The sequence below is a fragment of the Streptomyces roseolus genome, from assembly GCF_014649855.1.
GTDB classification, from domain to species: Bacteria; Actinomycetota; Actinomycetes; order Streptomycetales; family Streptomycetaceae; genus Streptomyces; species Streptomyces roseolus.
This window is the reverse complement of record NZ_BMTV01000044.1, coordinates 1-25,358: the sequence shown is the minus strand read 5'-3', so window position 1 is coordinate 25,358 and position 25,358 is coordinate 1. Positions and strand designations below refer to the sequence as shown.

The following is a 25,358-nucleotide window of genomic DNA, read 5'->3' as shown; positions in this document are numbered from 1 at the left end:
CAAGATCGGAAAGAAGGCGTTCGAGGCGCTGACGGGTGCGGTCGGAGACGATGGGGAGGGTCGTGCGGCGGCGCGTTCGGCGCGGGCGCGGCGGATGGCGGCGTCCTGGATCGCGGAGGCGGTCTCGCGGGCCTGGGCGCGGTAGTCGGCGAAGGCCGCCTGGGCATCGGCGGGGATCCGGGAGGGGGCGCCGTCGCCGGGCGCGGCGGGACGCCGGTGGGCGGGGTCGGCGGCGGCGCGGTGCGCTTCGAGAGCGAGGCGGTAGTCGGCTGACGCAGCCTTCCAGGTCTTCACCAGCCCAGCCGGGACCGCGTCCGGGGGCGGTGCGGCCGGCGGTCGGAGGTGGGGTGGTACCGACGGCGGCGGGGTGCGCGGGTGGCCTGGTCGCGGGCCTTCGAGGCAGCGCGAGGCTGATGCAGGGCGATCCGGCCCGGGTCGGTGCCCTCCCCCGGCACCCCGGTCGCACCGGACCCCTCCCTCGGGGACGAAGCCGCAGACGGGGCCGAGGACGGGACGGTCGTGGGGGAGGGCGCCCCGCAGGCGAACAGCGGTTCAGGCCACAGAGCAGATCCCGCCGGGGCGCGTCCTCCTGCACGGGATGCCGCCCGTGCAGGGAGCGCACTGGACGGGCTCAGTCGTCGGTGGGAAGCGCGGTGCTGACGGTGCGCGGATCGTCCCAGTCCCGCTCGGCACCTGAGCGAGTCCTCAGTCTTTGCGCACAGGCCTGAGGGAGACGAGGTCGGGGCCGTCGCAATAGGTGAGGAAGACACCAGGGCACGTGCCTTGATGCATGAAGGCCCGGCAGTCCGATGTGCCCTCCCAGAGCGGGCGGTCCTCGCGGTCCAGCAGGAGCAGGCGCCGGCCGTCCTGCCAGAAACGGCCCTCGAGGGGGCGCGCAGCGGAGCTCAGGCCGTCCGGGCGAACCGGCTCGTCTGTTTCGTCGAAGGCCCGGTCCGGTCGGCCGGGCGCGTGGATGATCTCCATCCTCCTCATGTCGGCGGTCAGGTACTCGCCCGGGGCGAGCCGCCGGGAGTATCGCCCCCGGACGCCGAAGTAGGGGTTGAGGACGAGGGCGTTCCCGGCTTCCGGCAGTACCAGGAAGGAGCCGACGAGCAGGGGGAGGGTACGGTCCCAGCGGCATCCGGTGCGCGGGTCGCGCGGGGCCTGGGGCTGGTCCCACACGAAGGTGTGCTGCCAGCCGAGGTCTGCGGCCCCGTCGGGGGTCGCCGCCGGCCCGGCGGCGACCGTGGCGCGGCAGGTGCCCTTGGCCGGCGCAGTGGACAGGGTGATCCGCCCAGCGTTTTCGGTGATCCGGTCGATGTCACCAGGGGGAACCCGGAGGCCGGGGATCCCATGCGGCCGGCCGTCGTCCATGTCCAGGATGGCGACGTGATCGTGGGTGACCAGGTAGAGGCGGCAATGGTCAGGAGCGAAAGCGGAGAGCGGGTCCGCGGTGAAGGCGTCGGCCCGGCAGCTGTCCAGGATCTTCACCGCTCCCGGCTCCGTGCGGGACCACACGCGCCGACCCGTCCGGGAGCTCACGCCGGTCAGGCGGCAGGAGCCGGAGCGGCAGTCGGCCACGAGCACCGACGCGGCCCCGGAGACGTTCAGGAAGACCTGGCTGTCCGGCGCCACGGGGAGCCGCCAGGCCAGGCGTCCGTTCTCCATGTCGAGCCCGGCGATCGCGCTCGGTCCCCGGCGGCCCTCGCGTCCGCCGACCAGAACGACCTCGTGGTCGTGGACGAGTGCGGAGTGCGCCGAGCCCGGACGCCGTGAGGTGAGGGCGAACTCGGCGGGCAGCGCCAGCCGCCAGCCCCGCCGGTCCGGGTTCTCCCGCCGGACGAGCACGCGGCCCTGGCCGAGCAGCCCGTCCTGGGGGGAGTTCACCGTCCAGGTGCCGTCAGGCCCCGGCCGCACCGGCAGCCGGACCCGTGAAGCCTCTTCGGGAACCGCCGAACCGTCGCCGAACGCGGGCCCCTGCGGGGCGAAGCACCCCGTGACGAGTAGGCCCAGCACTCCGATCAGCAGCCACCGCCACCCCTGACGCCGCATCGCACCCCCTCGGATCCACGGGTACGGTAGGGCGCCCGTGGGGCGGCCCGCCACGCCCGTTTCCCTTTCGTGACGCCCTCCCCCACGGCCATGGCGCCGTCGGGATGTCGGTGGCACAGCCCGCCCGGTCTCATGAACGTGGCACTTCCTCACGGTCTCGACCGAGCCGGATGGAATTGGTGAGCAAGGGAGTTGACTCGGCGGGCCATGGGCTCAGGGGCGGGGAATGGCGTGGGCCGGCGACAGGGGGGTCAGGACGGTCTTGCCGACCAGTTCTCCGGCGGCGGCCGGGGCGCGGACCGCGGCGGCCTGGTCGGCACGCAGCCGCTCGGCCAGGTCCCCGTCCTCGACCTGGGCGGCCAGCTCGGCGATCCGGGCGAACCGGCGGGCGGCGCGGGCGTGGACTGCGGGAAGGTCGGCCAGCGGCAGCCGCTCGGCCACCTCGATCGCCAGCTCTCCGGCATCGACGCGGGCCACCAGTCCGGCGAGCTGGGTGGCGTCGCCGCGCGCGAACACGTGCACCGTGCGCACCTCGCGCCCGGCATCCGGCGGGCCTGGGGTGGTGACGCTGACGAACGCTCCGCCGTCCGCGACCAGGTTCACCAGCTGCGCGTTCTCCTCAGGGTCGGCGGGAGCCAGTTGCAGCACCACGTCGAAGTGCTGCCCGGCCTCCGCCGTCGGGGGCCGGTGGTGTTCAGCGCAGGGTGAGCGGGGTCGCGGAGGTGACGCGGGAGAGTTTCTCGGGGTTGCGGACGTAGTAGAGGCCGGTGATGAGGCCGTCCTCGACACTGATCGCCATGACACCGTCGCTCTCGCCGCCCATGTGCACGAGCAGGGCCGGGTGGCCGTTGACCAGCGTCGGTTCGGTGGTGAACGTGCCTTCGAACCTGCCGATTCCGCCGGCGAACATCCGGACCACCCGCTCGGCGCCGGTGACCGGCCGCAGCGCGGCGTGCTTGAAACCGCCACCGTCGCTCATCAGGACGGCCTCGGGGGCGAGCACGTCAAAAAGGACCTGCGGGTCCCCGGTCTCCACGGCACGCCGGAACGAGTCCAGGACGGCCTGGCCCTCGTCCGGGGAGACCACCTGGCGGGGACGCCGGGCGTCGACGTGCCGGCGGGCGCGGTGGGCGATCTGGCGGACGGCCGCGGGGCTCTTGTCGACCGCGGCCGCGATCTCGTCGTAGCCGATGGCGAAGACCTCGCGCAGCACGAAGACGGCCCGCTCGGTCGGCGACAGCGTCTCGACGACATGGCTCTCCAGCGGGCCCGCGTACGACGTCTCGTCCTCACCGCCGCCGACGTCGGCCCGGCACCCGGATGTTCCCCGACCCCGAATGCGGGGCCAGGATCGACCCGGGGCCCCCTTTGACCTCGTTCAGTCGCTTCTGGATCTGCGGCTTCGACGGCACCGGTACCTGCACCCGCCGCCGCGCCTCCGCCTCCTCCGCCCCTTGAGCGACGAGCCCGGCAACCTCGGCCTGCCACCGCTGGTGCGCGGGCACCTTCACGGCGAGCGCGTAGTCGAACGCCCACCACGCCGCGCCGGTGTGCCGGGCCAGCGCCTCGGCCTGCACCGGGGTCGGGTCCAGGGCGAACTTGAACGCCCGGAGCACCTCCCGCCACACGAGCCCACCTCCGCACACAGCGGTCTGGTTGCCCATCAGCTCGACAGGACGGTACGGGGCCCATTGACAACGCTGTTGAACTGCGATTATCCGCCGTGGAGGGTCATGCAGCGGTGCGTTCGGCGCGGGCCGTGGGCGGGGTCGAGCTTGCGAGCCGGGGGCTCGCGGTGCCCTGCCGGCCGGTTCAGTCGCCGTCGGTGTCCGATCGGGGACGGCCGCCTCCACACGGCAGCGGCGTTCCGCCGATGTCCGGGAAGAGCACTGGGCGCCGCCCCGCGTGGTCGGCAGCGCGAAGCGCCGGCCAGAGCCCTCGGGAAGGGCCCCTGCCGGCGCTCGGCCGCGGGTCTGGCGTGGATCTAGAACGTACGGACGCACCAGTCGGCGAACCGCTTGAACGCCGCCTGGCTCCCCGCGCCGAAGTCCCCGTCGATCGCGCCGGTGTAGCCCCAGTGCCCCTTCAGGAAACGCTGCAGCGCCGTCTTCGTACCGTACCCGGGGTCGCCGTCGATCGCGCCGGTGTAGTCCCAGTTGGCCCTCAGGAAGCGCTGCATCGCCTTCCAGCTGTCGGTGCCGAGGTATCCGTCGACCGAGTCGCTGTACCCCCAGTACCGCTTCAGCCAGCGCTGTACGCCTGCTGCCTGGGTCCTGCTGAGGCCGAAGTTCTGGTATGCGACCGTGAAGTCCGCGCTGGACGCCTCCACTTGCTTCGGGGCCGCCGTGTCGGACGCCGCGAAGCTCGCGCTCGCGCCCGCCAGCGTTCCTGCGGCGATTCCGACGGCGGTGGCGACGCTGACGAATGACCTTGCCAGGATCCTGCTACGCATGTGCTCCTCCAATGAGGCGGGTACTTGCGGCTGGTGACAGCGACTCTGGCAGAAGACGGAAAACTCTTACTACGTCTTTCGAGCAGCGTCCAAAGGTCCCGCTCACGCACCGGAACGGGGTGTACCGGAGCTCAGCAGCGCCGCCCCCGTGGGCGTGAGGGTGTGCAGGACGGCGTTGTGAGCGCGGCGGGTGGTGATCAGGCCCGCGTTGCGCAGCACGGTGGTGTGATGGGTGGCCGTGGCGGGCGAGACGCCGAGTGCGCGGGCCAGTTCGGAGGTGGTCGCCCCGGCGGTGAGCCCCCGGAGCACCGCCGCGCGGGTCCTGCCGAGGAGGGCGGCGAGCGGTGCGGACGCGGTGGCCGCGACCTCGCCGCGCGAGGGCGCGCCGTGCTGCAGCGGGTACACCAGGACCGGCGGTAACGCCCCGTCGACCAGCGTGATCGGAGTACGCCAGCAGAAGTACGACGGGATGACGCGCAGCCCGCGCCCCTGGAGGTGCAGGTCGCGGTCGGTGACGTAGTCCACCTCCAGGACCGGTGGGCGCCAGCGCGCGGTGGGCGACAGGTCGCCGAGCAGCCCGTCGACGCCCACGCCGAGGGCGAGCCGGGCCCGTACCGCCCACTCGCCCGCGACGCTTGCGCACATCCGGTCGTGGTACGGCGCGACGACCGCCTCGTGGTACGCCCGCAGCACCGCGGCCAGTTCCTCGCGCCGCGGGCGCTCCGTGAGCCGCGCCACCCAGGACGGGGCGCCGGTGACCCGCCGAAGGGTGCGCGTCTCGTGGGCGATGCGCTCAGGCGGGGTGTCCACGACGGCGGCCAGGCCTCGGCCGAGCCCGTCGACGGCTTCGTACGGGGTGAGGAAGTCGGGGAAGTACGCCGCGCGGGGCAGCACCGGGAACAGCACCTGGTGCACCGCCTTCCCCAGCGGGGTGCCCGCGAGCGCGCGCCGCGTCGCACGGTGCCAGCCGGCGTGGGCGCGACGGCCCTGCGTGGTCTGGAGTCGGTGCAGACTGCAGACGACCTCCCAGAGCGGGTCGGGTTCGGTGTGGAGTCGTACGCGGGTGAGGTCCGCGGGCGTGAAGTGGATGCGTAGCACGAGTGTCCCCCCGGTTGACCGGCGTCCTGGCGCCACCGAGGGTCGGCCACGGATCACGCCAAGGCAAAGGTTTCGCCGCGCGCGCCGCTGGGTAGGACGGGTCACCCCGTCCCCGCTGCCGCCGCCGTGCATGGGGCGAAACCGCCTGCGGCGGCAGACGGACAGGGGGTTCCGAGGAAGGTTGCGCGGCGTCGGGCAGGGCCTTGGGGTGATGCTTGGGCTGAGCACGGGCCTCGACGACGGCGAGGCCCTCCAGGGCGGCTCAGAACGGGTGGGGCGAGACCTGGAGGGCGAGTTCGCGTACGAGGTCGCGCAGGCGCTGTTCTTCAGCGACGAGCGCGCCCGCGGTGTCCTGGGGGCGGCGAAGCCGTCCGTCTCGCTGATCGCCGCGCCCAGCCCGAGCGGCTCGCGGCCGTCCCGCCGCAGAGCCGTGCCGCGCCGTTCTTCTTCGCCGCCTCCCGGGCGGTGAGCAGGGCCTGGCGGGCGAGGTCGACGCCGGACAGCTTTGGGAGGGCGTTCACGCGGTCATCTCCAGGGGCTCGCCGTCCAGCGGGCGGGTGGCGAGTTCGGGCAGGCGCTGCGCCCACGGCGCGGGCCGGACCGGGGCGGGTCGCCCCGTAGGGCGGGCCCTACTTGGAGGTCACGTCGGCCTGACGGCTCGCGGCCCGGTCGGCCTGCCTCGACAGAAGGTGGGCGAGCTGAACGACCTCGGCCGCTCCCGATCGGTCTCACAGCCGTCGCCTGGCCACCGGCCTGTGTCGAGGGCCCGCGCCGTCAGGGAGGCGGCGGCTCCGTTCTCGCCTCGGCGCCGCTGCCTTCTTCGCCGCCGGGGCCCGTTCGCGGTGGGGGATCTTCGCCTCCGCGCTCGTCCCGTCGCTGTAGCGGACTCCACACCGCTGGCCCGGCTGTGCCGGGCACTGCGTGCAGGAGAGGTCGATCCACGCTGTCGCCGGTCCGCGCCCGGAGCCACGCGGCCGCGCACCGGTGGAGGCGTCAGGCCCTGCTTGCGCTGCCGCGGCGGGCGCTTGGGCCGCTCGGTCTTGGCCGATGGGTCGCAGGCGGCGTGCACCGGCTTCCCTCGCGTGCCGCGCGCCGGACTGTACGGTCGTGCGGCACGCTGCTGCTGAGGCCGGCGCACCACAGGTACGGGTCTCCCACGGCGGGCTCGGCCCACGCCTGCCCCGGTGCCCTCGGCATCGTTGCCGAAGGCACCGGGGGGCTGCTGATCGTCGGCGGCGGCCTCCTGGAGAACCTGGACCTCGCACGTGCCGTCGTCGTGGCGGACGGAAGGGTCCGCAAGCGGGCCGCTCGTCAGGGGGTGCCGTCAGCCCGTGCTCTTGAGGAAGACCGAGGTGGTCGGCGCGGTGTGGGTGGTGTTCACGCCTGCGCCGGACGTGTAGTCGGTGGTCTCGCGGCCGTTCCAGTCGGGGATGGGCGAGCCGCCCTGGGTCAGGTGCTGGAAGCGGGCGGGGTCGGTGGGGCCGGAGCCGAACTGGTAGAGCGGCTGGGCGCCGTCCGAGGTTTTCGCGTACGGCAGGAAGTCGACGTACGGGCCTCCGGGGGAGAGCTGTTTCGTCAGCGTGTTGCCGTGGAAGACGTTCTGCGGTCCCGAGGAGCCGGACCACTTGAGGGCCTTGGCGCCGGCGGCCCACCAGATGGGGTACCAGGTGCCGGTCTCCACCTCGCCGCCCTCGCCGCCGCAGCGGGCGGTGCAGTTGCCCGAGTAGTGCTCGTACGGCACGCGCACGGTGTTGTTCTCGAAGAGGTTGCGGCGCTCCCAGCCGCCGTGGAGGTTCAGGTCGGAGTCGAAGTCGTTGCCGTAGACGACGTTGCCCGACGAGGACCACTGCAGGGTGAAGTGCCGCAGGTTGCGCGTGGTGTTGAAGGCGTAGAGGGAGTCCCAGACGCGGCTGCCGCGGAAGTAGCCGTTGCCGCCCTTGCCCTTGTTCCACGCGCCGTCGAGGTGGTTCCGCTCGAACTGGAGGTTCTTGGCGACCTCGGTGACGATCGGGTGGGAGCCGGTCATCTCCGCGCGGACGCCACGGGCCCAGGAGTCCGCGGCCCACTTGAAGACGAGGCCGTGCATGGCGTACTCGGGCGCCAGGTTGCCGTAGTTGTGGCGGGCCTGCTCCGGGCTCATGCCGGGCATGTCCTGGGTGAACGAGAAGTTCTCGAAGCCGACGCCGACCACCATCTTCAGCGGGGTCACCTTGCTGGGGTAGACGGTGCTGCCGATCGGCGCGGAGCCGTCCGACACCGAGTCGACCGGCACGTCGAACTCCAGCGGCTTGTCGAGGGTGAGCGTACGGTTCGCCGCGTCCACGGAGGCGACGCGGAAGACCTGCTGGCGCATGTGCAGGTTCTCGAACCGGCTCTCGTCCGCGGCCGCCTGGAGTGCGTAGAACTTCCGGCTGTTGGCGGCCCCCACCCAGAGGTGTCCGCCGGCCTGGAAGCGGGTCATGTCCGCCTTGGCGTCCAGGTGGACGACCCGGTCGCCCTCCTTGGCGGCGTACGCCGGGTCGGCGGCCGACCCGCGGACCTTCACGCCCGAGGCCCAGTGCTGGTTGACCGAACCCTCGTAGAGGTCCTTGCGGTTGGCCGGGGCGGCGGCCCATTCGTCGGCGTAGCGGGCGGCGACCTCGCGGGTGGAGATCCGGAAGAGCCCGCGGCCGGGCCAGGCCCAGCCGCCCTTGGCGGTGTCGGCCCCGGACTCGTACGTCATCGCGTCCTGGTCCCAGCGACTGCCGTCGGCGGTCAGGGTGTCGTACCGGGTGTTCTCGTCGGGGCGGAACACGATCCGGGTGCCGGTGCCCTGGGCCGGGTCGCTGCCCCGGCCGCGGATCGTCAGGTAACTGGCGTCGACGGAGATCTGCCGGGTGATGTCGATCCGCCCGGCGGGCAGGCTGATCAGCGACAGCCGCTCGAAGTGGGCCGCGCCGCCGCACCGGGTGCGGATGTCGTCGATGGCTCGCTGGAGGCCGGCCGAGTCGTCGGCGCCGTCGTCGGACCGCACCCCGTACGTGCCGTCCAGTTCCTCCGGGGTGATGCGGCACGCCTCGTCGCCGGTGAGCTGTGCGTCGCCGGGCAGTGGGCTGCCGCCGCGGTAGCCCGTGCCCGACCAGTCGGGCAGGCCGGGCAGGGGCGACTTGCGGTTGACGGCGCTGAGCAGGTGGGAGGGCGAGGTCGGGCGCTGGGCGGCCTCGGCGGTGTACCGGTGGCGGTTGATGGTGTCGATGGCGCGGTGGGTGGCGCCGCCGAGCGGCAGCTCGTAGAAGTCGACCGCCACGTAGTTGGGCGTCTTGCGGGCGGCCGGTCCGCAGACGTTCAGGGCCCGGTCGACCAGCGCGTCACCGTTGTCGATGGCGGCGGTGATGGCGGTGGGGGCGTTGCGGAACTGGTTCATCACGAACAGCGGGGTGAAGTTCGCGCCGCGCCTGGTGAGCGGGATGCCGTCCCAACGGGAGTAGCAGTCCTTGTTGTTGGCGAGGTCGCCCATGCTCCAGTAGTTCTCGACGGTCCAGTCCGACTGGGACCGGGCGCCGGCGTCGGGGATGTCACCCCAGCTCGAGAAGATCAGCAGGCGCTTGTTCAGGGTCCGCATCTGGGACAGCGTCGGCCAGCCCTTCGACGCCACGTCCTGCGCGGACGGGTCGAGGACGAGGTCCTTGAGGCCCGTGACGGAGAGCATCTCGCGGGCGATCTTGGCCCGGTCGTCGACCTTGTCCTCCAGGAAGACGGTGACCACCGCCGAGGTGTCCCGCTGGAGGAACGACACGATGTCGTGCAGGCCGTCCATGAAGGGCCGGCTGCCGCCGATCACGCACGTGCCGTGACACATGCTCAGCGGGTCGTCCGCGCCCTGGTCGTAGACGTCCAGCATCATGCCGCGCACGCCCTCGTCCAGCTGCGTGGCCATGCTGCGGGACTGGTTGGGGAAGGCGTAGCCGTCCCCGTAGGAGTTGAAGGCGTTGTGGGCGGTGAGGAAGGTCGTCTGGTCCAGCCGGGGATCGGCGGGCGGCGTGTACTCCTCCAGGGCCAGGTCGGTGAGGTACCAGCGACCACGGCCAGCGTCGGCCTCGGCTCGGGTACCGAGGACGAGCTGCTGACCGCTGTTGGTCTTGCCGCCCTCCTCGGTGGGGGAGGCGAGGTACTGCTCGGTGCCCGGCGTCTTCAGCAGGTACGTGTCCGGCTGGACCTCGTCGAACTCCCACGTCGTCCCGTCGGCCCCGCACACCTTCAGGACCGCCAGCGTGCCCTCACGGCCCACGCAGTACGCGCCGTTGACGTTGCTCTTGAGGTAGTACGCGGAACCGGTCGCCTCGAACCACCACTGCTGCCCGTGGCGATTGCCGTACGTGTGCTGGAGGATCTTGCGGCCCTCGGCCATGTCCCCGGCCTCGGCGTCCACCGCCAGGCCGGTCGCGACGTTCTGTATCTGTACCGGGCCGAGGCGGTTCGGCGGTCCCACCGCCGCCACTGCCGCTCCGGGCAGGACGGAGGCGGCCAGCGCGAGCACCAGCCCGCACACCGCGGCGAAGACCGGCCGCAGGGCGCGGCGATCCCTGTTGGACATGAAAGCGGGGCTCCTTCAGGAAGGGTGAGGCACGGACCCCGGACGGCTACGGCAGCCGGCGGGTTCCCCCGGGTCGGTCGGGTCGACGGGTCGGTCGGGCCCGTCGGGGCGCCGGTGGAGGGCCCGCGCATACGGGCCGGAACCGGCGGCACCGCCTCATCCCGGGGAAGTGGCACTCTAGCGCCGGAAAGTTGACGGCCGGCGGCGGGCATCGCCACGTACGTCATCAGCAGGTCGAAGACGCCCGCCTCCACTCCCCCAGTGACGGCGGGCATCGCGCTCAGGCCGGACGGTGGTCAGGGCGAGGGCACTGGCGGCGGTGAGGAACGCTGTGGTGCAGCCGGCGGCGGAAAGTCGGCCGCGTCGATGAGGTGGCCGGTCAGGGAGAGGGTGACGAGGCCGGGCAGGCTGCCGAGTCGGCCCTGCTGCACTTCTCCAGCCCGCGCGACGCCCCGACGGTCGCGGCGTTCCCGCGGCCCCGGGTGTACCGGTCGGAGTCGCTGGTGTGGCTGGAGGGCTATCAGGCTCTGCTGCGGTGGCGGAAGGAGAACGAGATCACCGGTGTCTACGCCGTCCCGTACGACATCGAGGTCGAGGCCGGCGTCACCAAGGACTTCCCGCTCGGGCGGTGGGTGCACCAGCGGCGCAGGCGCTGCGGGCCGGGAAGCCGGCGGACCGGGGCAAGACGCTGCTGGACGCGCCGGAGGCCGGGATGGTGTGGGAGCCGGGCGAGGAGGCGTGGGAGGCGAAGCCGGCCGCGCTGCGGTCCTACGGGCGGGCGACCGGGCGCCTCGCGCCGCGTCAGGACGCGGTGTGGGGCGAGGGCGAAGCGATGGTGCCGGTCGGGCAGCACATGGCGAACCTGCGCCGGAAGGGCGGTCTCGGGAAGGACCCGAAGCGGGCGGCGGAGCGGGGGTTCTGTCCCGGGAGGTCGTGAAGGGGTGAGCCAGGTCTCGGCTGAGGGATCTTGAAGGGGGGGTGACCCGGATACGTCAGAAACCCGCCAGGACTTGGTCTTGGCCTGCTGAGTGCCTGATGCTGTCGGGGATCTTGGCGGTGACGGCCGGTCATGCCCTCGACATCTCGTTCTCCAAGATCCCCGTCCTCGTCACCCGCGATCAGCTCTGCGTCTCCTCGGGGCGCCCAAGAGCGGCCGCATCGGGTATGACGAGCAGCTTGCCGGTGGTACGCCGGGCCTCCAGATCGCTGTGGGCCCGGGCGGCCTCGGACAATGCGTAGCGGCCCGTCACGGTGACCTCAAGTGCCTTGGAGCGCACCCACTCGAACACATCGGCGGCCCGTCGGAGCAGTTCGGACCGATCGGCGATGAAGTCCCCGAGGCTGGGCCGGATCAGGGTCAGCGAACCGCCGTGGGCGAGCCGGATCGGATCGAACGGCGGCACGGCGCCGCTTGCCGCGCCGAAGAGCACGAGATGGCCGCGGGGTCGCAGGCTGGCGAGGCTCGCGTCGAAGGTGTGCGCGCCGACGCCGTCGAAGACGACGGGCAGTCCCTGACCGCCGTTGAGCCGCCTCACCTCGGCTGCGAGATCGTCGACCGCGGAGGAGAGGATCACCTCGGCGGCCCCGGCGCGCTTCGCCAGCTCGGCCTTCGCCGTGGTCGACGTCGTGCCGATCACCCTGCCGCCGAGGTGGGTGATGAGCTGGGTCAGAAGCAGCCCCATGCCACCGGCAGCCGCATGGACGAGCACCGTGTCGCCCCCCTGGACCGGGTAGGCGTCCTTGACGAGATAGTGCGCGGTCATGCCCTGGAGGAGCACGGCGGCGGCTGTCTCGAAGCCGATGTCGTCGGGCAGCGGCACCAGCCGGGAGGAGTCCACGACGGCCCGTTCGGCATAGGTGCCGGGTATCTCCACCCAACCGACCCGGTCCCCGACCGCGACGTCAGCGACGCCGGGCCCGACCTCGACGACCGTGCCGGCGCCCTCGGCGCCCGGGGTGAAGGGCAGCGGGACGCTGTACCGGCCCTCGCGGTGGTAGACGTCGAGGAAGTTGACCCCGGACGCGGCGACCTCCACGACCGCCTCGCCCGGACCCGGCCGCGGCTGGTCCACCTCGGCCTCCCGCAGCACCTCGGGACCGCCCACTTCGTACACCTGAATCGCTCGCATGACCCTCCAATGATCGGCTCGTCCCCCCACCAACCCCGTTGACGGCGATCCGATTCCCGGCAAGCGGACCAGTCCGCCGCCCCGCCGGGAACGGAGACGTCTGCTTTGCACCCGGGCCCGGGACAGGAGACCGAGGCCGGGGGTGAGGAGCACCAGGCATCCGGGGAGACCGAGGCCGGAGGCGAGGAAGACACCGACGCTCCGCTCCCGCCCGAACAGCGAACGCCCCGCCCGAGGGAACGCCCACGCGAGGCGGACGAGCCGACAGAACGACGCTGAAGGGGCACCCGGCCCCCTCACCGCCGAGGAGGGAGGCCGGACGGGCCAGGCGAGACAGCGGCCGTAAACGCCCCTACCAAGTCCCCGCCCCCGGCACCATCCCCGCCCGCGCAGAGAGCAGACCCGCGCGTCCGACGACGTCGACGACGCCCTGGCACCGCGCCCGCGCGGGCGGGGGCAGCAGCAGACCCGGATCGCGTCCAGCTCCGCCTTGGAACCATCCCCGCGCGGACGGAGAGCAGCCCCGGAGACCGCCCGTACCCGTGCCTCGTCAGGACCATCCCGCGGCCGTGGGGGCGGGGAGCAGCACCCAGGCGGGGCGGAGGAGCCGACAGGCGGCGTGCAGGGGCGGCCCGGTGGTACTTGGCTCCCAGAGCGCGCTGGGCACCGGGCCTGGCCCGCACACGCCATATCGGCACGGTCTGGGACGGACCCTACCGGGGCCCGGGACGGCGGACGGCGGAGGTCTGCAGGCCGAGGCGGTCGAGTCCCGGCCGTGGCGGTCGGCTGCAAGCTGTCCGGCGGGCAGCGGCCGTCGTACTGCGACGGCCAGGAGGTCACCGACCCCGGCAAGCTCGACATCGACCACATGGTCCCGCTCGCCGAGGCCTGGGACTCCGGCGCTTCGGCCTGGGATGCGAAGCGCCGTGAGGCGTACGCCAACGACCAGGACGCCACCGCCTCCCTCGTCGCCGTCACCGCCCGCACCGACCGGCAGAAGGCCGACCAGGATTCGGCGACATGGATGCCGCCGCGCCCGGACGCCCGTGTCGCTACATCGGCGACTGGACCGCGTCCAAGCTCCGCCGGGGCCTGACAGCGGACCGGGCCGAGGCCGACGTGCTGACGGTCTACGCCGAGGCCTGCGAGATCGCCGTCGTCCACTGCACGCCGGCTCCCTGACGGATCGCCGGCCGGGTGGACGACATGTGCGCCGCCGGCAGTCGCGCAGTCGCTGGCACACGGCAGAGCTCGCTCTGGCTCAGCGGTCCCGTCCTAAGCGGTCCGTCGCGCGCTGACGGATGCGGGGGGGGCGAGCCGCTCCGACCGCGAGGAGGGGCGACCTCGTGGGGTCACGATCTTCTGCCGGGTGTTGCCTCTTCCGGCTGTCGGCGTGCGCTGCTGGCCGGGAAAGGTGGCTACCAGGTTCCGTCGATGACTTCCTCCAAGATGAGGTGCCACTGTGACTCCTCGTCGGCGAACGGGAGTGAGTCGAACGCGGTGATCCGGGCGCGCAGGGCGTCGACGCGCTCCTCGCGGTTCTCGTCGTCCTCTTCCAGGGCCTGTTGCAGGTTCTGGAACTGGGTGAGGGCGTAGACGAGGGATTCGACGTCCCGATGGAGGGGGCTGTAGGTCATGTGGGCCGGGCCGTCGCCGAGGGCGTAGACGGTTCCGGAGTCCGGGTCGAGTCCGAGGGTGGTGTCGGCGAGCATGCCGAGCACGAGCCAGTTGCGGCACTCGTCGGGGGCGGTGCCCCACTTGCTGTACCACCGGGGGATGTCGATGTGGTCGTCCGCGCGCGGGCTCGTCTTCGACATGAACCACTCGGTGTCGGGCAGTCCGATGGTGCTCAGCAGGTACGCGGTGCGAGCGTCGAGGCGACGGTGGGGTGCCGTGCAGTGGGGGCAGTAGACGACGCCGGTGAGTCCGAATGCGGCGCGCATCTCGTCCGCGGTGACGGCGAAGTTCATGCTGGGAACCTGGGTTCGGAAGGCGGGTGACTGAGGCACACGGAAGGGGCCTGCGGCACACGGAGGGGGCCTGAGGCACACGGAGGGGACCTGATCTTCGAAGCCGTCCTTCAGAGGTCACGTCGGACGGCCTTGCGCGCAACCCGCGGTGAACCGGTTTCATCTCCCTGAGGGGATGCGCGTCCTGGTCAGCTGGATTGGTGCCGTGGCAGAGCCCCCAGGCCCTCAACGCCTCGGATGAACGCCGCGGATGGAGGAGCGCTGGGCGACTTCAGGGCCTGTCCGATGCGCCGGGCCCCACTGAACCCGGCGCGCGGGGCGCCTGGAGCGGGCCCCAGGCGCCCGGGCGGTCAGGCCTGCCGCTACTTCAGCAGGGTGCGGAACTCGTCGAAGTCGAGGACCCCGTCGTGGTTCGCGTCGGCCGTCATGGCCTTCTTGACCTCTTCCGCGAGGTGCCCGTGGGCGCCCTCGGCCTTGAAGCCCTCCGCCAACTCGACGATATTGATCCGCCCGTCGCCATCCGTGTCGATCTCGTCGAACAGCGCCCTGAGTTCGGCCTCGTTCACGGCATACCTCTCTCACGTTCACGGGCCCCTGAGGCCCACATGCCCACCACCCTGCCACACCATCGACAGCACGAGGTCCACCTCGCCGTCGACGGCCGGGGCCTGCCCCTGTCCATCGCGCTCACACCCGGCGACGTCAACGACGCCACCGCCTTCGGCCAGGTCCTCGAGCGCCGCGACCAGACGGCCGGCCGCCCGCCTTCGACGAGGAGGTCCACCGCGAGCGCAGCGTGGTCGAACGATGCTTCGCACGCCTCAAGCAGTTCCGCGCGATCGCGACCAGGTTCGACAAGCTCGCCGGCCGCTACCGTGCCGGATTCGTTCCGGCCTCGCTGATCCTCCGGCTCCGCGAAACCAGCTCGTGATCAATCGTCAGACGCTGCCCAGCAGGGTCGCGTCGGCCCGGTGGGCGCGGTCCAGCTGCTGCGGGTGGATGCCCATGCCCCTGATGCGGCCGGGATCGTACTCGCGCAGCGCCGGCGCGCACCCGACGCCGAGCCCGCAGCCGACCTCGACTCCGTCCCGTCGGCGAGCGGCCCGACGGAGTCGAGGACCCGCCGGTACAGGTCCTGCCGGCTGCGGACCCGGTCGTCGACCGAGATGGTGTCGGCGAGGTCGGCCGACCTCCGGTACCCGAAGTCGATGAATCCTCCGGCGAAGACCGGGACCGAACTGAGGTCGGCCGGCCCGTACGGTTCCCGGACCGTCGCCCGCATTTCCACTGATTCCGCCACAGACGTCACCTCCACGGCACGTGTGACGGCCGGCACCCGCCGTGCCGACGAGGCAACCGGCCGAGTCGCCGGCCGCCTGCGCCGTCAGCCCAGGAAGGATTCGGGCATCCAAGGGGACGCGAACGGGTTCGTGAACGACGTCAGGTCGGTCACGCGGGTCAGGCTGAGTTCGCCGGGCTCGATCACGCCGCCGGTCAGGACGACGTCGGTGCGCCCGACGTGCCCCCGTGCGACCCAGCGGGGATTGCCGCTGCTCCGCCAGAGTTCGAACGTCACGGGTTCGCCGTCCGCGGTGATGGCGACAGGCGCGAAGACCGGCAGGACGGCCGGAGTTTCCTCGTCGGGGTGGTAGAAGGTCTCGAAGGCCCGCTCCAGGGCCTCGCCGGCCTCCGCGTTGCCGGAGGTGGCACTGAGGACCGTGACGTGCGCGACCTCGGGGTCGAAATGCGGAGCGCCGAACCACAGGTACACATGGGCGTCGCCGGAGGCCGGGGTGTGGCCGTGGCCCGTCACCTGCCGTGATTCCGGCCAGTCGGCGTCGACGGCGAAGACGCCGAAGCCCTCCGCCGATTCGGGTGCGCCACGGTCGTGCATGCGTTCCCCCAGGTGCTCGCTCGTGACGGTCATCCTTCCATCGCGCGAGGGCCGGCGGGAAGGCGGGCCCGCCCGTAGGGCGAGAGGGACCGGTCCGACGGGTGGCCGAGCAGTTCGGGGTGGAGGAACCGGCCCTTCTGGGCGGGCGGCTTCTCCTCCTCGGGGGTCAGGGGGTGGGCCCTCGCCCAGTGGTCGCAGCGGACTCCGGTCACCTGCCAGCAGACCCCAAGGCCGGGGCCGCCGCCCGCGATGGCGAAGGTGTGGTCGGCGAGGGGGCGGCTGACGTGCAGTTCGGGGGCCGGGGCGCCGATCGCGGTGAGCTGGTAGCGGAAGGACTCGTTGAGCGATTCGAACCACTCGGGCAGTTCTACGACGGCACGGCCGTCCTCGTCGAGGACGGCCGTGCCGTCGTAGACGTTCTTCAGTGACGGGACGGGCGACGGTCGCGGGGGCGTCCTGGCCCGGATGGGAGCCGAACTGTACGTGTACCCGACTCTCGGGGACGGTGCGCTCGGCGACGCGGTCGCTTTCCCCAACCGCGAGGGCCGTTGGGCGGGCACCGCGCCCCGTGCCGTCGGTGACGTCAGCGGTGACGGCCGCCCCGATCTCGTCGTCCAGGGCGGCACCGGACTGTGGCTGCACCGCGGCGCGGATCCGGCGACGGGCCCGTCCCTGCCGCACGCGGCTCTGGCGATCGGCAACGCCGAGTGGGCGTACGGGAGTGACCTTGACGTCGTGGCTCCCGGCGATACGGGCAGGGCCGAGGGAGAGCCGGACGGCCTGAACCGTGCCGACCTGTGGGCCCGGAACCGGACCACGGGCAAGGTGCTGCAGTACCGCAGCGACGGCACCGCGGCGCTGCCGGCCATGGGCGCCGAGCTCGCCGTCTCTCTCGGCGACGGCAACCGGGACGGCCTGGCCGACCTGTGGGGGACCACAACCTACGACGCGCGGATTCAGCAGGGCGGTGACTTCTTCTTCCGCCCCGCCACCGTTTCCGGCCGGGCCGCTCCCGTGCGGGTCGGCAGCGGCGGCTGGGGGTACGTCGAATCCCTGTCCTGACGTCCTCGCAGCAGTGTGCCGAAGCCCATGGTGAGGTTCTCCTCCCCAGGGGCTTCGGCCTTGCTCGGGCCGGGTGAGGCGGGGTCGGCTGATGGCGGTGACGCCGTCCCAGCCGCTGTGGCCGATGACGGTGTGGAGGCCGCTGCCGAGGTTTCCGTGGAAGATGGGTGCACCGGCTCCGGTGTCGGCCCACGTGTCCGCCGCGCCGTCGAGGTCGGCGTCCGCGGCGCCGGCGCTCAGCGGCCGTCCGGCGGCGTGAAGGCCCAACCGCTCCGGTTGCACGTGGCGAACGTGGTGCTGCCCTCGTAAAGGTGGAGGTCACCGCTGCGGGGGTCGCCGAGGAGGAGGGCGGGGCGGCCGTCCTCGTCGACATCGCCGGGCACGGTGATGGTCATGGGCGACCAGCCGCCGTCCCCGATCCCTGTGCGGGGCGCCACGGAGGGCCGGACGGCGGCCCGGTTGTTCCTGCACAACCACGGTTTGCCGTCGGCGGAGACGGGGTCGGGGTGCCCGTCGCCGGTCGTGTCTCCGGCGTCGCCGACCTGCGCGCCGGTCGGCATGCCCTCGACCATCGGGGCAGGGGAGGCCAAGAGGCTGCCGATGGAGCGGCTCGGGTAGACGTGGAGCTGACGAGGAGAACGGCATCGTCGCCCAATTCCTCATGGCGTTCAGCTGGCCAGAGGGCGCCACCGGCCTTCCCGGGCGGGATCGAGCCCGCTGCCCCACACCAGCGTTCCACCGACCAGGCCGGGCCTGTCCCGGCTCGCCAGGGCCCGGGCCTCGAGCATGTCGGCGACGTCTTCCAGATACGTGGTGAGCGTGTCCAGCTCGTCGCCGGGCCCTTCGTTGCAGCGGGACCAGCGGCCCAGGTACCCGGTCGACGCGTCCAGGTACAGGCCCGACGTGCGATCCGCCGGGCCGTAGGAGGCCACCGGGACCCACACGGCCGCCCACACGGTGACCCGGTCGCCCTCGGGCCGACGGGCGTTGAGGGCGTCCTGATGCGCCTGTGCGGCCATCTGCTGCCGGTAGAAGCCGGCAACCGCGTGCAGCGGCATCAGGGCCTGGTTGCCCGGCAGACACCCCGCACCGTCGACCCCGTCGTCACCCGCGGTCAGCGACCACAGCACCCGCAGAGCGAGGGGTATGCGGATACCGAGATCCTCTTCCAGGGCATCCACTGCGGCCGCGGTCGCGCCCGGCCCGAGCGCGGCATACGAGGCAGGGGCATGACGCCGGAGCCAGGCGGTGATGCGCTCCCAAGCGTCGGAGACTTGGCGCTCGACGACAGCGTCAGATAACGGCTCGTGGTTCACGGGCTGGTGCTCCTTGCACAGAAGACTCGGTCCGGGCCACACCACATTAGGACGCTCGCCTTCCCGGACAACAAGCCGGAGGCCGGAGCCTCGCCCCGTCGCCTTCTTCGTGGCTCCGCAATAGGACTACCGGTCTTCGGGCCCAGCATGACTTTCCCCCTTGTTGCTCATGATCCGGGGGCGTGGTGTCACCGGGCCCGGAGAAGACGGCCGACCTGTGAGACCATCCCCCGTGCGGGCGGGGAGCAGTTCGCCCTTCTCACCGTCCTCGGCGGATTCGCGGGGCCGTCCCCGCGCGGGCGCGGAGCAGCAGCAGCGCCCCGAGGGCGGCGCCCACGGGGCGGGGAGCCGAGGTGCCCAGAGTCAGTGCAGTGAAGGTGGCGGGGCCGCCCCACCGTGGGTGGGCCACGGTAGCTCCCCGCGCGGAGACGGCCGGCAGACGCGGTCCGAGGTTTCCGAGGGGTGCCACCGACGGGTGATCCTCGTGGTTCCCGCCGACGAGGCGGAGGAACAGGCGGCCGACCAGAACCCGCCCGAGCCCGGCACCGTGAGGGGGACCACCTCCTTCCCGTACACGTGGAGACCGCACCGTCCCCCACGACGGCGGCGTTGCCGCGCGCAGGTCGACAGGGCGGCGGGCGCCCGCCCTGCGGAGCGGTCCCGTCCGCGCCCCGGCCAGCCCGACGGGCGTGTGCGGGACGGATTCGGGGGCATCCGGGCGTCGAAGGCGGGTCCGACCGGACCGGCCCGGTGCCAGCGCTCGCGAAGGAGAGGCAGATGACGACGCACTACGGCAACCAGCCCACCGGACAGCAGCCCTACGGCGCGCCGGAGCGCACCGCGACCGACAACGTGCTGAGCATCATCGCGATGGTCCTCGGCGTGATCGCGCTGCTGTTCCTGCCGATCGTCTTCGGCGTGATCGGCGTCGTACTGGCCGTCGTCGCCAAGACCGTCCGGCACGAGCGGCTCGCGGTGCCTGCCGTCGTCGTCGCCGCGGTCGGTCTGATCGGCGGCATGGTCCTCGGCGCTCTCTTCGTCTCCGCCTGACCCGCGGACCGGCACCCGGCCCGTCCCACGGGTCCTCCGGATCCGCCCCGCCTCGGCCGGTGGCCGTCCCCGTGCTCATGGGATGGGGACGGCCACCGGCCGAGGCGGCCCCGCGTCCGGGCCGTGCCCGCACCGGCCGGCGCCGACCGACCGCGCGCCCCCCGCCCGCGAGCCGTCGCGCCTTGGGCCGTACTCACGGCCCCCTGGGACGCGGCCCACGGACGAAGCTCCGGACACGCGAACGACCGACTCCGGACCTGCGTGAACGACAGGCCCCGGGCCGCGCGAACGAGGCCCCGGACACGCGAACGACCCGCCCCGGACGCGCCGACGGGCCGGCCTCATCGGCCGGCCCGCACCGCTCCCGCCACCGATCGGCCCGTCCGTCGGCTCCCCTTCCTCGCTCCAGGCCGGCAGGCCGGGCCCCGTCAGCCCAGCAGGTCAGGCGCGCGCAGCAGCTGCGGCGGCACTCGCCAGGCGTCGACCAGATCGACGGCGAGGGGGCGGACCTTGCGGCACAGGTCGTTCACCTCGCGGCTGATCGCCTTGGACCGCTGGACGGTGAGGCGTCCGTGCTCCATGAACCAGGCCCGGTCCGCCTCGATCGTCGACAGGGCGTGGAGGTCGCACAGCAGCTTCAGGGCGACCTTGTTCCCGCCCTCGGGCAGGGCCTTCACCGCGTGGACGAACGATTCGAGCACCAGCCGTTCCGCGTGCGCGTGGGCGAGCGCGATCACATGGTCCTGCACCGAGGAGAACACCGCTCCGGGATCGCGCCCCCCGTCGACGCCGGCCTTCAGGCGGCGGGCCAGGCCGCCGAGCATGTGTTCCTCGCGGAAGCGGAGCATGGCCAGCTGGTACTGCGGGTCAAGCAGCCCGGCCTCCCGGTCCCACTCGTCGCCCCCGGGCAGCAGGTCGCGGACCCGCTCCAGGAGCTTGTGGGCGGAGGTCTTCTCGATGACGGTCCCTACCGCGAGGCCGGTGACGTAGCGGACCATCCCCAGCTGGTCCAGGTCCTCGAACTCGCCGGCGTGGTCGGTGAGCAGCCCCTTCGCCACCAGCTGGAGCAGGACGTGGTTGTCGCCCTCGAAGGTGGTGAAGACGTCGCTGTCCGCCTTGAGGGCGGCGAAGCGGTTCACCGCCAGGTACCCGGCGCCGCCGCACGCCTCACGGCACTCCTGCACGGTGCGCGTGGCGTGCCAGGTACCGAGCGCCTTCATGCCCGCGGCCCGCGACTCCAGGCGCCGGCGCGCCTTCGGGGAGTCGTCGTCGCCGGAGAAGACGGCGTGGAGCTGCCCGCGCACGGCATCCTGGGCGAAGTGCAGGGCGTAGGTACGGGCGAGCAGCGGCAGCAACCGCCGCTGGTGCAGCCCGTAGTCCAGCAGCAGCTGCTCCCCGGCGCCCGAGGATGCCTCGAACTGGCGCCTGCGCACGGCGTACTTGACGGCGAGGGTGAGCGCGACCTTCGCCACGCTCACCCCGGCGCCGCCGACGCAGACCCGGCCCTGGACGAGTGTGCCCAGCATGGTGAAGAAGCGGCGGTCGGGATTGTCGATGGGGCTGACGTACGCGCCCTCGGGCGTGACGTCGGCGAAGCGGTTGAGGAGCGCCTCGCGCGGGACACGGACGCCGTGGAAGCGGATGCGGCCGTTGTCGACGCCGTTGAGGCCCATCTTGAGCCCGTCGTCCTCGATCTCGACGCTCTCCAGGACCTCGCCACCGGACCGCAGCGGCACGATCAACGCGTGCACGCCCCGTGCCTCGCCGCCGACCTCCAGCTGGGCGAAGACGACCGCGAGCTCCGCGTGGCGGGCGGCGTTGCCGATGTAGTCCTTGCGGGCCGCCTCGCCCTCGGTGGTGATCACGAACTCCCCGGCGGCCGCGTCGTAACGGGCGACCGTGCCGAGCGCCTGCACGTTGGAGCCGTGCCCGGACTCGGTCATCGCGAAACAGCCCAGCAGCCGGCCGGCCACCAGGTCCGCGAGGTAGGCGTCGTGGTGGCGGGCGGTGCCCAGCTGCAGGATCGCCCCGCCGAACAGGCCGAACTGCACCCCGACCTTGACCAGTACCGACAGATCGCCGAAGGCGAGGGTCTCGAAGGCCGCGACGGAGGCGCCGATGTCGTCCCCGCCGCCGTACGCGGCCGGGAAGCCCATCCCGGTCTGCCCGGTCCCGGCCATCGCGACCGCGACGTCCCGCACCCGCTCGCGGAACGCCTCCCGGTCGAGCCGCTCGGCGTCGTCCAGGACGGAGGAATGGGCCGCCAGATTGGTCCGGACGAGGTCGCGGACCCCGGCGTGCTCCCCGTCCAGGAGGCGTGCCAGGGACTCGGCGTCGATCTCGGGTCGTACGAAGCCGCTCGCGGCGGAGGAGTCGTCGGATGCCATGGGCGTCCGTTACCCCGCCGTGCCCGTGTCATACCAGACGTGATCAGGGGAAGGAGCCGGGGAACGGGCGGCGGAGCACCGGCTGGTAGCTCCGGGGCCCTTGGGCGCGGAGTCGGGCAGGGACGGGCGGGTCAGGCCCAGGTGACGCCGAGGGCGGCGCGCTGGGCGGGGTCGAGGCTGGCGCGGCGCCGGCGGGTGTCGGCGTACCAGATGCCGAGCTTGTGCTCGTGCTCCTCGCCGTCGTCGAGAAGGCGCTCGACGTGGCCGCGTGCGGGGGTCACGCCGGTGCCCTCGCGGGCGGTGAACCGGGCGAGCGCCTTGACGCCCCAGGGAACGGCGTGCAGGCCGGTGATGCCGTGCTCGGCGCGCCAGCGGCGCAGGGCCTGGTAGCCCTCCAGCCAGACCAGGGACTCGGGTCAGTAGACGCGGGTGCGCAGGAAGGCGGCGGCGGTGGCCGGGGTGCGGGGGCCGGCGAAGTGCAGCCGGGCGGACCCGGCGGCCTGTGCCGCGCTTTCCTCTTCGTCGGCGTCCTGGCCGGGGCCGGGCGCGGGGATGATGTCGCCTTCTTCGTCGCGCTGGACGCCGGAGTCTCCTGAGCCTGTTCAGGGGACTCCGACTTACGCCTTGCGCTCACCCGCTCAGCGCAGGTCTCTGCCATGACCCGCAGACGGCCACTCCACGTGCCTTTGGCAGCAGCTGCAGTGGCGTGATGTCCGTGCCACCAGCCCCGCCGCGACGTTCCTTCCTGGGGAGAATCTGGGGAGTATCGGCTGTCCTGGGGAGCGCGTGGGGAGAATCGGCCGCGTAACGCGGCACGATCCCGAAAGACGCTGAAGGACTTGTCCGCGCGGGTCAGAGGTGGCTACAGCCGCATCAACGCAGGTCAGCGCCGGCAGGTGGACAACTGCATGACGTACGTGCCGGGATCGTCGGCCTCGACGATCCCGGGGAGCGAACCGCCCTCACGCAGGGGCGTGACGTAGCGGGTCGCCACGTCCTCTTCCCACGCTTTCCCAGGCCGCCCATCTCTTCGGCCTTACCGTCCACGGACGACTTCCCCGGAGCGCAGGGGCGGGAACCACGGTCGACGGCGCTGGGGAGAACCCGGGAAGTTCCGGCCGGCGGACCGGCCGTCCCCGCTCTCGAGCAGGTCGTCGAGCCGCCACGTTCCCTTGCCGCCTGCCTCCGGCACGAAGGGAGCGTAGAAACCGAGGGTGATCACCGCAGCCGGGCGTCGTCCCCGGCCGACGTAAGACGTAAGTGGATCATCAGCGGAACGTTAGGGGAGAGGCCCAGGGTGGGGACCGTCGTTCTTTCGCGTCCCGTCCCCGAGGAGTCCCCGAGTGAAGAAGCGCCTGGCCACGGTCGTGGCAGCCGCCATGTGCACGAGCGCCCTGCTGGTCGGAGGGGCGGCGCAGCCCGCCCTGGCGGACGGCGCCGCCGACAACTGCAAGCCGGAGGACACGGTCGTGCCGGGGTCGTACGGGACGGGCACGCTGACGTGGTGCATCCTGGCGGTCAAGGAGAGCAGCCAGGCGAAGACGCTCGACCGGGAGAACTTCGTCAAGGAACTGCTGCAGATGCTGACGGACTACACCGGCGGCAACTACAACATCATGATCTTCGACATCAAGGGCAAGAACGCCTTCGGGGACCCGTGGTTCTACAACCACTACACGGAGAACCTCCGCGACGTGGCGTTCCAGGGCGATGTCGAGTACAGCTCCCCCAACTCGCGTGAGGACCAGACCTTCCGCATCTGGATCTTCTCCGGCGGCGGCAGCTTCACCAACCACGGTGACGGCGGCTGGATCAACTGGGGCTTCTACGGCCTGTGGGACCGCAACGGTTCCACCATCGACTTCCGGCCCACGATGGAGCCCCCGGCGGACCCCGGCGCACCCAAGGGCGAGACGCCCGGACCGGGCGACATGACCCCCATCCCCGGTGTGCCCGCCCACCCCGGCACTCCCCCGGCCTTCCGTTCCTACAGCGGGCCGGAGGCGCCCGGCCCCGCGGCCGGGCAGCTCCCGGTCGGTGTCCCCGTGCAGCTGCGGACCGTCAACGGCCTCGGAGCCGTCGCGACGAACACCTCGTCCGGTTCGTCCGTCGTCGCGGGCAAGCTCGGCACCACGAGCGGCACGTGGACGCTGAAGGACGCCGGCGACGGGCGCTACGAGATCGCCAACGGCAACGGCCCGGCCCTCACCATGAACACCAGCACCTACTACGCCCAGATCAACACCTGGAAGGCGAGCACGACCCAGAAGTGGGAGGTCCTCCCCCTCGACGGCGACGCCTACCAGATCAGGATCAGCGACCAGGACTGCCTCACCTACCACGAGGACTACAAGAAGCTCGGCGTGTGGACCTGCGACGGCTCCGAGGGCCAGCGCTGGACCGTCGCACGCTGAACCCCACCGCGGTCGGCCGGAACCGCCGGGCCCCGGCGAGTCCTGAGATCACAGAAGGACGGAGCCGGGGGCTTCACGAGGGCGTTCAGGGGGCGCACATGGATCTGTTCGACTTCGAGGCCGGCGGCCGCGACAACAGCTCGGCGGAGGTGGGCGGCCACGGCTGCGGCTGGGGCACGGTCCTCTTCCTCGGTGTCTGCGTGCTGCTCGTGGTGGCGGCCCAGTGGGCCTTCGGCGCGGTGGGCGACCTCCTAGGATGGCTGGTCGGGCTGCTGGACTGAGCCCCCGTCGCACGCGGCTCACGGCGTGCCGGGTGTCCCGGTGGGGGCGGCGGACTCGGATCTCGGTGCCGTCGATGATTCCGGTCTGTTCGCCGGCGCCGAGGTGGTCGACGACTTCTACCAGGGTCCGCAGCCGAACGCCGGGGCTGATCGTGCACCGCCGCTCGGCGAGCAGGGGCCGCACCTCTCCGATGGCCCGGGTGATGGTGGAGCGATCCACGCCGGACCAGCAGGCCGGCACGTCATGGGTGACCCCGTGACGGAGATGGACGAGCATGGCCAGGAGCCGGTCGACGAACACCAGCCGGTGCTTCGCGTCGGCTCCCACACGCCGCTGCCGCGGCCGGGAGGTCAGCTTTGCCTGTTGACACTCATGCCACAACGGGCCCAGCTCCGCGACGAGTTCAGCGATCACATCGGCCGACAGGCCCGCGATCGACGGCTGCCAACGATCGCTGCACGAGTCACGGTCCCCACTACCCCACCATGATCGACCATCCCTGGCCCGGCGTCTCACCGCTTACCGTGCACGAGCTCGTCGGAACTGTTCCAGGGGGGTGACGACGACGGGGACCGCCTGGCGGTAGTCCCCGCGCGGTGCCTGCCTTCTCGTAGAGGGTGTCGTACCGGCGCGGCGCCCAGCAACGTCGGCCGGCCTCCTCCAGCGCGGCGACCGTTCG

21 protein-coding genes and 6 pseudogenes are annotated in these 25,358 nt (G+C 72.3%); 9 read left to right on the top strand and 18 right to left on the bottom strand.

Annotation, left to right across the window (positions count from 1 at the left end; genetic code table 11):
* Window positions 1-705: 705 nt before the first annotated feature.
* The 6 genes and pseudogenes from IE245_RS33895 to IE245_RS33870 all read right to left on the bottom strand — a co-directional run bounded on the left by IE245_RS33895 (window position 706) and on the right by IE245_RS33870 (window position 5,602).
* Window positions 706-2,052 carry an outer membrane protein assembly factor BamB family protein gene (locus IE245_RS33895; protein ID WP_189954764.1) on the bottom strand — a complete coding sequence of 449 codons (1,347 nt, stop codon included), beginning with the start codon at window positions 2,050-2,052 and terminating at the stop codon, window positions 706-708.
* 213 nt (window positions 2,053-2,265) lie between these two features.
* Window positions 2,266-2,841 carry a zinc-binding dehydrogenase gene (locus IE245_RS33890; protein ID WP_268256622.1) on the bottom strand — a complete coding sequence of 192 codons (576 nt, stop codon included), beginning with the start codon at window positions 2,839-2,841 and terminating at the stop codon, window positions 2,266-2,268.
* Window positions 2,747-3,304, bottom strand: a pseudogene (locus IE245_RS33885) (sigma factor-like helix-turn-helix DNA-binding protein); the annotation flags it as partial. The pseudogene IE245_RS33885 and the gene IE245_RS33890, both read right to left, overlap by 95 nt.
* A 37-nt stretch (window positions 3,305-3,341) precedes the next feature.
* Entirely contained in the window at window positions 3,342-3,680 is a 339-nt protein-coding gene (locus IE245_RS33880; protein ID WP_189954762.1) for a helix-turn-helix domain-containing protein, read from the bottom strand.
* Window positions 3,681-4,036: 356 nt separating this feature from the next.
* On the bottom strand, window positions 4,037-4,504 hold the full coding sequence (locus IE245_RS33875) for a peptidoglycan-binding domain-containing protein (RefSeq protein ID WP_189954760.1): 468 nt from the start codon (window positions 4,502-4,504) through the stop codon (window positions 4,037-4,039).
* A gap of 102 nt (window positions 4,505-4,606) precedes the next feature.
* Window positions 4,607-5,602 carry an ArsR/SmtB family transcription factor gene (locus tag IE245_RS33870; protein WP_189954758.1) on the bottom strand — a complete coding sequence of 332 codons (996 nt, stop codon included), beginning with the start codon at window positions 5,600-5,602 and terminating at the stop codon, window positions 4,607-4,609.
* 211 nt (window positions 5,603-5,813) lie between these two features.
* Between IE245_RS33870 and IE245_RS33865 the strand changes: the two genes are divergently transcribed.
* Window positions 5,814-6,071: a hypothetical protein gene (locus IE245_RS33865; protein WP_189954756.1), complete on the top strand. Its 258-nt coding sequence runs from the start codon at window positions 5,814-5,816 to the stop codon at window positions 6,069-6,071.
* Between the two features lie 855 nt (window positions 6,072-6,926).
* Here IE245_RS33865 and IE245_RS33860 read toward each other — a convergent pair.
* Complete coding sequence (locus IE245_RS33860; RefSeq protein ID WP_189954754.1) at window positions 6,927-10,175, bottom strand: phosphoinositide-specific phospholipase C-related protein; 3,249 nt, start codon at window positions 10,173-10,175, stop codon at window positions 6,927-6,929.
* A 377-nt stretch (window positions 10,176-10,552) separates the two neighbouring features.
* Between IE245_RS33860 and IE245_RS33855 the strand changes: the two are divergent.
* A pseudogene (locus IE245_RS33855) lies at window positions 10,553-11,088 on the top strand (helicase associated domain-containing protein); the annotation flags it as partial.
* 205 nt (window positions 11,089-11,293) lie between these two features.
* On the opposite strand, the gene IE245_RS33850 reads toward IE245_RS33855, so the two are convergent.
* Window positions 11,294-12,304, bottom strand: coding sequence for a quinone oxidoreductase family protein (locus IE245_RS33850; protein ID WP_189954752.1), 1,011 nt, complete (start codon window positions 12,302-12,304; stop codon window positions 11,294-11,296).
* A 769-nt stretch (window positions 12,305-13,073) separates the two neighbouring features.
* Here IE245_RS33850 and IE245_RS33845 point away from each other — a divergent pair.
* A pseudogene (locus IE245_RS33845) lies at window positions 13,074-13,486 on the top strand (HNH endonuclease family protein); the annotation flags it as partial.
* Window positions 13,487-13,722: 236 nt separating this feature from the next.
* Here the strand turns inward: IE245_RS33845 and IE245_RS33840 are convergent.
* Window positions 13,723-14,274: an SUKH-4 family immunity protein gene (locus IE245_RS33840; protein WP_189954748.1), complete on the bottom strand. Its 552-nt coding sequence runs from the start codon at window positions 14,272-14,274 to the stop codon at window positions 13,723-13,725.
* A 362-nt stretch (window positions 14,275-14,636) separates the two neighbouring features.
* Complete coding sequence (locus IE245_RS33835) at window positions 14,637-14,840, bottom strand: EF-hand domain-containing protein (protein ID WP_189954746.1); 204 nt, start codon at window positions 14,838-14,840, stop codon at window positions 14,637-14,639.
* Window positions 14,841-14,918: 78 nt separating this feature from the next.
* On the opposite strand from IE245_RS33835, the pseudogene IE245_RS38180 reads away from it, so the two are divergent.
* Window positions 14,919-15,154 (top strand): annotated as a pseudogene (locus IE245_RS38180) (transposase); the annotation flags it as partial.
* Window positions 15,155-15,658: 504 nt separating this feature from the next.
* Here the strand turns inward: IE245_RS38180 and IE245_RS33825 are convergent.
* Together IE245_RS33825 and IE245_RS33820 are read right to left on the bottom strand one after the other, a co-directional pair.
* Window positions 15,659-16,201, bottom strand: a complete 543-nt coding sequence (locus IE245_RS33825; RefSeq protein ID WP_229851949.1) for a hypothetical protein — start codon at window positions 16,199-16,201, stop codon at window positions 15,659-15,661.
* On the bottom strand, window positions 16,198-16,704 hold the full coding sequence (locus IE245_RS33820; RefSeq protein ID WP_189954743.1) for a hypothetical protein: 507 nt from the start codon (window positions 16,702-16,704) through the stop codon (window positions 16,198-16,200). Before IE245_RS33820 ends, IE245_RS33825 begins: the two co-directional genes overlap by 4 nt.
* Between IE245_RS33820 and IE245_RS33815 the strand changes: the two genes are divergently transcribed.
* Window positions 16,652-17,230, top strand: coding sequence for a hypothetical protein (locus IE245_RS33815; protein ID WP_189954740.1), 579 nt, complete (start codon window positions 16,652-16,654; stop codon window positions 17,228-17,230). The genes IE245_RS33820 and IE245_RS33815 overlap by 53 nt on opposite strands.
* 236 nt (window positions 17,231-17,466) lie before the next feature.
* On the opposite strand, the gene IE245_RS33810 is transcribed toward IE245_RS33815, so the two are convergent.
* Together IE245_RS33810 and IE245_RS33805 are read right to left on the bottom strand one after the other, a co-directional pair.
* Complete coding sequence (locus tag IE245_RS33810; protein ID WP_189954738.1) at window positions 17,467-17,790, bottom strand: hypothetical protein; 324 nt, start codon at window positions 17,788-17,790, stop codon at window positions 17,467-17,469.
* Between the two features lie 108 nt (window positions 17,791-17,898).
* Window positions 17,899-18,546, bottom strand: coding sequence for an SMI1/KNR4 family protein (locus tag IE245_RS33805; protein WP_189954736.1), 648 nt, complete (start codon window positions 18,544-18,546; stop codon window positions 17,899-17,901).
* A gap of 777 nt (window positions 18,547-19,323) precedes the next feature.
* On the opposite strand from IE245_RS33805, the gene IE245_RS33800 reads away from it, so the two are divergent.
* A complete protein-coding gene (locus IE245_RS33800; protein ID WP_189954734.1) occupies window positions 19,324-19,596 on the top strand; it encodes a hypothetical protein in 273 nt (90 codons plus the stop codon).
* A gap of 428 nt (window positions 19,597-20,024) precedes the next feature.
* On the opposite strand, the gene IE245_RS33795 is transcribed toward IE245_RS33800, so the two are convergent.
* On the bottom strand, window positions 20,025-21,983 hold the full coding sequence (locus IE245_RS33795; protein ID WP_189954732.1) for an acyl-CoA dehydrogenase family protein: 1,959 nt from the start codon (window positions 21,981-21,983) through the stop codon (window positions 20,025-20,027).
* A 131-nt stretch (window positions 21,984-22,114) separates the two neighbouring features.
* Window positions 22,115-22,264: a hypothetical protein gene (locus IE245_RS38175; protein ID WP_189954729.1), complete on the bottom strand. Its 150-nt coding sequence runs from the start codon at window positions 22,262-22,264 to the stop codon at window positions 22,115-22,117.
* Between the two features lie 57 nt (window positions 22,265-22,321).
* Here IE245_RS38175 and IE245_RS38265 point away from each other — a divergent pair, with 57 nt between their 5' ends.
* On the top strand, window positions 22,322-22,579 hold the full coding sequence (locus tag IE245_RS38265; RefSeq protein ID WP_189954728.1) for a hypothetical protein: 258 nt from the start codon (window positions 22,322-22,324) through the stop codon (window positions 22,577-22,579).
* Window positions 22,580-22,881: 302 nt separating this feature from the next.
* On the opposite strand, the pseudogene IE245_RS38260 reads toward IE245_RS38265, so the two are convergent.
* Window positions 22,882-22,977: pseudogene (locus IE245_RS38260) on the bottom strand (HipA family kinase); the annotation flags it as partial.
* 349 nt (window positions 22,978-23,326) lie between these two features.
* On the opposite strand from IE245_RS38260, the gene IE245_RS33780 reads away from it, so the two are divergent.
* Window positions 23,327-24,397 (top strand): RICIN domain-containing protein, encoded by a 1,071-nt coding sequence (locus IE245_RS33780; protein WP_189954726.1) that lies wholly within the window; start codon window positions 23,327-23,329, stop codon window positions 24,395-24,397.
* A gap of 98 nt (window positions 24,398-24,495) precedes the next feature.
* Complete coding sequence (locus IE245_RS33775; RefSeq protein ID WP_189954724.1) at window positions 24,496-24,678, top strand: hypothetical protein; 183 nt, start codon at window positions 24,496-24,498, stop codon at window positions 24,676-24,678.
* 217 nt (window positions 24,679-24,895) lie between these two features.
* On the opposite strand, the pseudogene IE245_RS37485 reads toward IE245_RS33775, so the two are convergent.
* A pseudogene (locus IE245_RS37485) lies at window positions 24,896-24,955 on the bottom strand (hypothetical protein); the annotation flags it as partial.
* Window positions 24,956-25,358 lie beyond the last annotated feature (403 nt).